Source organism: Streptomyces sp. NPDC058375 (genome assembly GCF_042723425.1).
GTDB lineage: Bacteria > Actinomycetota > Actinomycetes > Streptomycetales > Streptomycetaceae > Streptomyces > Streptomyces durocortorensis.
In genome coordinates, this window is sequence record NZ_JBHXJG010000311.1 from 1 (window position 1) to 7,433 (window position 7,433).

Annotated in this window: 8 protein-coding genes and 1 pseudogene; 5 read left to right on the forward strand and 4 right to left on the reverse strand. The window is 73.6% G+C overall.

The genetic code is table 11. The features are described 5' to 3' along the window. Positions 1 to 321 precede the first annotated feature (321 nt). On the forward strand, positions 322 to 1,539 hold the full coding sequence (locus tag ACFWM7_RS31725) for a cytochrome P450 (RefSeq protein WP_383267229.1): 1,218 nt from the start codon (positions 322 to 324) through the stop codon (positions 1,537 to 1,539). 25 nt (positions 1,540 to 1,564) lie between these two features. Here the strand turns inward: ACFWM7_RS31725 and ACFWM7_RS31730 are convergent, their stop codons facing one another. From ACFWM7_RS31730 to ACFWM7_RS31740, 3 genes are all read right to left on the reverse strand, one after another. Further along, positions 1,565 to 2,149 carry a hypothetical protein gene (locus tag ACFWM7_RS31730; protein ID WP_383267232.1) on the reverse strand — a complete coding sequence of 195 codons (585 nt, stop codon included), beginning with the start codon at positions 2,147 to 2,149 and terminating at the stop codon, positions 1,565 to 1,567. 34 nt (positions 2,150 to 2,183) lie between these two features. Next, positions 2,184 to 3,092: a zinc metalloprotease HtpX gene (gene htpX / locus ACFWM7_RS31735; RefSeq protein WP_383267235.1), complete on the reverse strand. Its 909-nt coding sequence runs from the start codon at positions 3,090 to 3,092 to the stop codon at positions 2,184 to 2,186. 86 nt (positions 3,093 to 3,178) lie between these two features. Then, positions 3,179 to 3,862, reverse strand: coding sequence for a pyridoxal 5'-phosphate synthase (locus ACFWM7_RS31740; protein WP_383267237.1), 684 nt, complete (start codon positions 3,860 to 3,862; stop codon positions 3,179 to 3,181). Between the two features lie 96 nt (positions 3,863 to 3,958). Between ACFWM7_RS31740 and ACFWM7_RS31745 the strand changes: the two genes are divergently transcribed. Beyond that, a complete protein-coding gene (locus ACFWM7_RS31745; protein WP_383267240.1) occupies positions 3,959 to 4,237 on the forward strand; it encodes a type II toxin-antitoxin system Phd/YefM family antitoxin in 279 nt (92 codons plus the stop codon). Further along, the gene (locus ACFWM7_RS31750; protein ID WP_383267243.1) at positions 4,230 to 4,634 is read left to right on the forward strand and encodes a type II toxin-antitoxin system VapC family toxin; all 405 of its coding nucleotides are present in this window, start codon (positions 4,230 to 4,232) and stop codon (positions 4,632 to 4,634) included. Before ACFWM7_RS31745 ends, ACFWM7_RS31750 begins: the two co-directional genes overlap by 8 nt. A 40-nt stretch (positions 4,635 to 4,674) precedes the next feature. Here ACFWM7_RS31750 and ACFWM7_RS31755 read toward each other — a convergent pair whose 3' ends face one another. Next, positions 4,675 to 5,865: an acetyl-CoA acetyltransferase gene (locus ACFWM7_RS31755; protein ID WP_383267246.1), complete on the reverse strand. Its 1,191-nt coding sequence runs from the start codon at positions 5,863 to 5,865 to the stop codon at positions 4,675 to 4,677. A 128-nt stretch (positions 5,866 to 5,993) separates the two neighbouring features. Here ACFWM7_RS31755 and ACFWM7_RS31760 point away from each other — a divergent pair. Further along, positions 5,994 to 6,806, forward strand: a pseudogene (locus ACFWM7_RS31760) (acyl-CoA dehydrogenase family protein); the annotation flags it as partial. Beyond that, on the forward strand, positions 6,803 to 7,300 hold the full coding sequence (locus ACFWM7_RS31765) for a nitroreductase/quinone reductase family protein (protein WP_383267249.1): 498 nt from the start codon (positions 6,803 to 6,805) through the stop codon (positions 7,298 to 7,300). The pseudogene ACFWM7_RS31760 and the gene ACFWM7_RS31765, both read left to right, overlap by 4 nt. Positions 7,301 to 7,433: the final 133 nt, after the last annotated feature.

Here is a 7,433-nt window from a genome sequence, read left to right on the forward strand (position 1 = left end):
CGGCCCGGCCCCGACAGGCGGGGCCGGGCCGTCCATCAAGCCTGACGTGCTGCGGGTGTTACGGGATCCAGGGGTAGGCCCCGGCGGCTCCCTTGGTCGTGAAGCCGAGCTTGCTCGCAGCCTTGTACAGAATGCGCTTAGCCATCAGACACTCCTCTGCCATGGGGGACAGCAACGGTGTGAGGCATAGCCCAAGGGGCCTGTTGATAAACAGAGTTACGGGAAAAGTTTCAACAACTCGCGATGACGGCAGAAAGATTGACGGGATGAAGCGGCGGGCGAACCGACCGGTCCCATCCGGACCCACCAGGGGGAGCTGTTGTGGCGGAGCAGACCGCGGTCGATCTCCTCGACATCGATCCGGCTTTCGGGTCCGATCCGTATCCCGCCTATGCCGTGCTGCGGGCCAGAGGGCCTGTGCACGAGATCCGCGCGGGGGAGAAGGACCGGTTCTGGCTCGTCGTCGGCCATGACGCCTGCCGGGAAGCGCTCACCGACCCCCGGCTCAGCCGCGACTGGCCGCGCAACGGGCACCTGGCCACCGGCCTCGAAGCCCCGCCCGTCACCGACGGCCCCGGCAACGCCCACATGCTGCTGAGCGACCCGCCGGACCACACCCGGCTGCGGCGGCTGGCCGCCCGCGCGTTCACCCCGCGCCGCGTCGCCGCTCTCGCCCCGCGCATCCAGGACGTCACCGACGGGCTGGTGACCGCCATGCTCGCCGCCGAGGGCCGTCGCGCCGACCTTGTGGACGCGCTGGCCTACCCGCTGCGGATGACCGTCATCTGCGAACTGCTCGGCATTCCGGACCTGGACCGGGACGCCTTCCGGGGGTGGTCCGACGAGATCACCGCACCCACCGGTGCCAAGGCGGCGCGGGCGGCGCAGGCGGAGGCGGTGCCGTATCTCGGCGGGCTGATCGCCGCCAAGCGCGCGGCACCGGCGGACGACCTGCTCAGCGACCTGATCCATACGGTCGACGAGGGCGGGGACCGGATGAGCGAGGACGAGCTGCTCTCGATGGCGCTCCTGCTGCTCCTGGCCGGGCACGAGTCCACGGTGAACTTCCTCTGCAAGGGCGCCCGTGCGCTCTTCGCCCACCCTGACCAGTTCGCCCTCCTCCGCAGCGACCTGGACGGCCTCGTGGAGGGTGCGGTGGAGGAGATGCTGCGCTACGACGCCCCGGTGGAGACCGCACCGCCGCGCGTGGCCGTCGAGCCGCTGGAGATCGGCGGCCGGCCCGTGCCCGCGGGTGCTGTGGTCCTGATCGCTCTGGGGGACGCCGGCCGGGATTCGGCCCGCTACGCCGCACCGGACCGCTTCGACATCCGCCGCACGGGGACCGGGGACCGGGGGCACCTGGCGTTCGGCCACGGTATCCACTACTGCCTCGGCGCCCCGCTCGCCCGCCTCGAAGGGCGCATCGTCTTCCGCACCCTCCTCGCCCGCTGCCCGACGCTCGGCCCGGACGGGAGGCCGGGAGGCCGGTTCTCGGGGCTCTTCGCTCAGGGGGAGCGGAAGGTTCCGGTCCGCTGGTGAGGTGCCTGACGGCCGCTGCGAGGGTTCACAGCCCCGGCGCGCCCCACACCGGGAACCACCGGGACAGGTCCTTCTCCACCCGGAGGTCGTCGCCGAGCGCCCCGCGCACCTGGAGCTCCAGTTGGTTGTCCCGCTTCTCGGCGTCGCCGGGGAGCGGGGCGAACGGGTAGAACGTGCCGCGCTTGTAGAGGTACACCAGGGCCAGGGCCCGACCCCCCGCGTCCCGGAAGCCGATCAGCGAGCACAGCAGGTGCGGGCCGAAGCCGCCGTCCTGGAGCATCGTGTTCACCGCGTGCAGGTCGTTGACCAGGCCCGCCGTGTCGTCGGCCGGGTGGGTGGCGAGCAGCCAGGTGTAGCCGTACGCGTCCCGGCTGAACTCCACCGGGACGCCGCCGCGCTCGGTGTCCGCGTCCAGCAGTTCGCGCACGTCCTCCTGGAGCCGGGCGAAGCCGCCGCCCTCCACGCCCGCGAAGCAGACCGAGCCCCGGCCGGTCGGGGTGAAGCCGGTCGCGGCCTGGAGGGTGAGGGCGGCGGAGGGCACGGCGAAGAGCTGGTCGAGGTCGGGGCGGACCGGTTTGCTCCGGCCGAGGATCGCGTCGAGCAGGCCCACGGGTGTAACTCCTTCGAGTCGGCTTCAAGTCGGCTCAGCGGGACAGGTCGGTGGAGATCCGGGACAGCTGGTCCAGGCGCTGTTCCAGCGTCGGGTGCGAGGAGAGCAGCCGGCCCAGGGACTCCTTCGCCGAGAACGCCGGCATGAAGTAGAACGCGTTGTACGGCTCCGCCTTCCGCAGGTCCTCGGTCGGGATGCGGGCCATCTGCCCGCTGACCTTCGTCAGGGCCGAGGCGAGGGCGGAGGGGCGGCCGGTGAGCAGGGCGGCGGCCCGGTCGGCGGACAGCTCGCGGTAGCGGGAGAGCAGCCGGGTGAGCAGGAAGCTGATCGCGTACACGACCGCGCTGATCAGCGGGATCAGGAGGAGCAGGATGCCTGCCGGGTCGTTGCCGGGGCGGCTGCGCGCGAAGCCGCCCCAGAGCGCGATGCGGGTGATGATGCCCGCCAGGACGCCGAGGAACGAGGCGATCGTCATGACGGCCACGTCCCGGTGCGCGACGTGCGACATCTCGTGGGCGAGGACGCCCTCCAGCTCCTCCGGTTCCAGTCTGCGGAGCAGGCCCGTCGTCGCGCAGACCAGGGCCGTCTTCTCGCTGCGGCCGGTGGCGAACGCGTTCGGTACGTCGCTCTGGGCGATGGCCACCTTGGGCTTCGGCATGTCCGCCAGGGCGCAGATGCGGTCGATGGTGCCGTGCAGCTCGGGGGCCTGCTCGGGGGTGACCTCGCGGGCCCCCATGCCGTATGCGGCGATGCGGTCGCTGAACCAGAACTGGGCGATGAACAGACCGCCCGTGATGATCAGGATGATCGGCCAGGAGCCCCGCAGCGCCGCGAGGAGCACGCCCACGAAGACGACGTAGAGCAGACCGATGAGGAACATGGTGGTGACCATGCGACCGGTCAGACCCCGGTCGGGGGCGTAACGCGAACGGGCTCGTGGCATCGGTGCCTCCTGACAGCTCACCTCTCACCTGACTCCCATAGTGCCCCTTTGCGGTGAGAACCGGATAAACGTGCTGTCTGCACCGGTCAGGGCCAGAGCAGCTCGCGCGTCCACTCGCCGCCGGTGCCGCCGCCCGCCGCACGGCGGTAGTGCAGCCGGATGTGGCGGCGGCGGGCGTCGCCCTGGAAGAACTCCACCTCGGCCGGCTCGACCACGTACCGGGTCCAGGTCGGGGCCTCCGTGTCCGGCTCCGCCCGCGCCCGCTCCCAGGCCGCGTCCGCCGCCCGGTGGAGGGTCGCCACCGAGTCGACCACCTCGCTCTGCGCCCCGGTCAGCGCGGCGGCGAGCGCACCCGTGGACCGGGCGTGCAGGTCGGCGTGGCTCTCGGCCGGGGTGCAGCGGACGACGGGGCCCCGGACCCGTACCTGCCGACCCTGCGCGGGCCAGTAGAAGCCGAGGGCGGCGTGCGGGCGGGCGGCGAGCTGGTGGCCCTTGGCGCTGGTGGCGTGGGAGGCGAAGTGGAAGCCCCGCTCGTCCGCGTCGTGCAGGAGCAGCGTGCGGACGTCGGGAAGGCCCTCGGCGTCGGCCGTGGCCAGCGCCATCGCGTGCGGCTCGGGCTGCCCCGCCGCCACGGCCTCGGCGAACCAGGCGTGGAAGAGGGGGAGGGGCGCGGGCGGGGCCGACTCCGCGTCGAAGGACGGCAGCTCGGTGTCCCAGACGCGCTGGGCGTGCAGGAGGTCGGCGAAGGGGCGCGGGGTCGGTGCGTTCATGGTCGCTATTGGACCGCACGGGGTCCGGCCGCGGCGTGGGCGCATGGTTCGGCAGTGGGCGTAGCTCGGTGAGACACATGACGCTACGGTGGAGGGATGAAGACCATCACGCAGCGGGAGTTCCGTAACAAGTCCGCCGAGGTCATGGATGCGGTGGAGGGCGGCGAGACCTTCCACATCACCCGGAACGGCATAGAGGTCGCCGAACTGCGCCCGCTCAGCCGCAAGCGGCAGCTCGGCGCCGAGGAACTCGTGGCCCGCCATCGGCGGCTGCCGCGGGTGGACGGTGCGCTGCTGCGTCGTGAGGCGGACGAGTTCTTCGGCGCGGAGGACCGGGGCGGCGACGATGACGTGTGGGAGCGCAACGGTGGCTGAGCGGTACCGCGCAGGAGTGCTCGACACCTGTACGTACATCGACCTCGGCGTGCTGGAGCCGGAGCGGCTGCCCGAGCTGCCCGCCCTCACCGCCCTCTCGCTCGCGGAGCTCCAGCAGGGTGTGGCCGTGGCGAAGGACCCGTTGGTGCGGGCGGCCCGGATGGAGAAGCTCGGGGCGGCGGTGGCCGACTTCGAACCGCTGCCCTTCGACGCGGAAGCCGCCGCACGCTACGGAACCCTCGTCGCTCTCGTCCTCGCGGCCCGGCGCGACCCCCGGCCGCGCCGGATCGACCTGATGATCGCCTCCATCGCATCGGTCCGGGATCTGCCGCTCTTCACGCGCAATGCCGACGACTTCAAGGGGTTGGAGAGCGCGGTCACCGTCGTCGGGCTGTGAGGCGGGCGGAGTGACGGGCCCCGGCCGGGGCAGGACGTACTCACCCCCGCCCCAGCACCACCGTCCCCGACGCGCAGAACCAGCCGCCCGTCCCCGACGCCACCGCCAGCTCCGGCAGTGCGCCCCCGGCCCTGCGCACCTGTCGGAGTCCCGCCTCGCCGCGCAGTTGCCGTACCGCCTCCACCAGCAGGAACAGCCCGCGCATCCCGGGGTGGCAGGCGGACAGGCCGCCGCCGTCCGTGTTCACCGGGAGTTCGCCGCGCAGCCCGGTGCGGCCCTTCTCGACGAACGCGCCGCCCTCGCCCTTCGCGCAGAAGCCCAGGTCCTCCAGCGTCACCAGCGTCATGTACGTGAACGCGTCGTAGATCTCGGCCAGGTCGATGTCGGCGGGCCGCACCCCGGCCCGTTCGAAGGCCAGGCGGCCGGAGACGGCGGCGGGGGAGACCGTGAAGTCCTCCCACTCGGACATCGTGGCGTGCGAGACGTGCTCTCCGGTCCCCAGGATCCACACCGGGGCCTTCGCCGTGTCGGGGACGTACTCCTCGGCGGCCAGCAGCACCGCGCAGCCCCCGTCGCTGCGGACGCAGCAGTGCAGCTTGGTGAACGGGTCCGCGATCATGGGCCCCGACAACACGTCGTCCACGGTGATCGGCTCCCGGAACATCGCCTCCGGGTTCGCCGCCGCGTTCGCCCGCGCCGTCACCGCCACCTCGGCGAGCTGCTCCAGGGTCGTGCCGTACGCGTGCATGTGGCGGCGGGCGGCCATCGCGTACTTGGCGATCAGGCTGTGCCCGTACGGCACCTCGAACTGCGCCGGCCCCCGCGCCCCGAACGACAGGTTCGACGTGCGGCGGCCCGCCTTGATGTCGGCCCGGGCAGTGGACCCGTAGACGAGGAGCACCGCCCGGGCCCGGCCCGCGGCGATGGCGTCCGCCGCGTGGGCGGCCATCACCTCCCAGGTCGCGCCGCCCACCGCCGTCGAGTCGACCCAGGTGGGCCGCAGCCCCAGATACTCGGCGACCTCCACCGGGGCGAGCGCCCCGAGCCCCGCGGAGGCGAAGCCGTCGACGACCGCGCGGTCCAGGCCGGAGTCGGCGAGCGCGCGGCGGGCGGCCTGGGCGTGCAGGGCGTACGGCGTGGCTTCGTCGACGCGACCGCAGTCCGCGAGCGATACGCCGACCACGGCGACCCTGCGCGGACGGCGGGAGGGCCGCGGGGCGGAGGAGGACATAAATCTGACGGTACATCAGATAGGAGGTGTCGCAACCGGGCGTGCGCGATGACTTCCTCGCCCCGCCCCTGTGCGCGACTCTGGGAATTCCCGTCCTCGCTACCTAATATGACGGCTCGTCAGATCAGGGCGGGGGCCGGGCCGGCGGCATCCAGGCCCGGGGGGAGGGGGGGGGCGCCCGGCGGCTGTACGGGGAGGCCGACCGGATCCTGGACGGGCACAGTGCGGGGCTGCTCCTGGTCGCCGCCCACGCGGGGGGCTATCCGCGCAGCCGTACGCAGTTGTTCCTGGTCACCGGCGATGCGGCGGGGCTGGTACGCACCCGGCTCACCGCCCTCGACGAGACCCGCCCGCTGGCCCGCGTCGAACTGCGCGAGACCCCCGCCGAGCTGCTCGGCGCGGACGGCACCGCCGACGTGGCCGCCACCCTCGCCGCCGCCGCCCTCGCCGCCGCCGGCCGCACGGCCGCCGCGATCCTCGCCGCCGAGGCGGTCGGGACGGCGGCGAGCGCCCTGGAGCGCACCGTGGAGTACGTGAAGGCGCGCGAACAGTTCGGCAGGGCCGTCGGCTCGTTCCAGGCCGTCAAGCACCGCCTCGCCGACCTGTACGTACGGGTCGAGGCGGCCCGCTCCGCCGCGTACCACGCGGCCCGGGACGCGGAGGCCGGCCCGCTCGCGCTCGCCCAGGCCCTGGAGGCGGCCCGGATCACCACCGGTGAGGCCGTCCAGCTGCACGGCGGTATCGGCTTCACCTGGGAACACGAGGCGCACCGCTACCTCAAGCGGGCGGCGGGCGACGAGCTGCTCTTCGGCCCAGTCCACCGGCTGCGCGACCACGCGGCGCAGCGGGCCGGGCTCTTCGGGGCCGCCGCAGGCGCTCTCCGGCCCACCGGGGCCGGTCGGGTGTCCCTCACCGCCGCGTCCGGGACGGGTATCCGATGAGCCGCGCTCCCGCCGCCGCCCGGGGCGCGCGTCTGGTCCAGCGGGTCTCCTCGACCCGGGCCTTCGCGCGGATCGCCCCGCACGTGGTCCCCGCCCTGGACCGGGCCGTGCACCGGCTCACCCGGGGCAAGGTGCTGCTTAGCGCCCGGATGCTGCCGGGGCTCGTCCTCACGGTGCCGGGGGCGCGCACGGGCCGGCCGAGGACCACTCCGCTGGCCTGCATGCCGGAGGGGGAGGCGGAGGGCGCCTGGATCCTGGTCGGCAGCAACTTCGGCCGTCCGGGTCACCCGGCCTGGACCGCGAACCTGCTGGCCCGCGGGGGCGAGGCCGTCGTCAACTGGCGCGGCCGGGACATCCCCGTACGCGCGACCCTGTTGGAGGGCGAGGACCGCGCCCGGGTGTGGGAGGCCGCGCTCGCGTTCTGGCCGCCGTACGCGGCGTACCAGCGACGGGTGGAACGTCAGATCCGGCTGTTCCGGCTGGAGCGGCGGTAGCCGGAGCGGGCGGCGGCGCGGGCAGGGCGGCCTGGAACGTCGGCCGGTTACGTCCGGGGACGGGGACCGCCCCGGAGTCGACCCGGTCCTCCGGGAACGCCGACGGCGGACCACCCGCAGGGGTGTGCGTGGG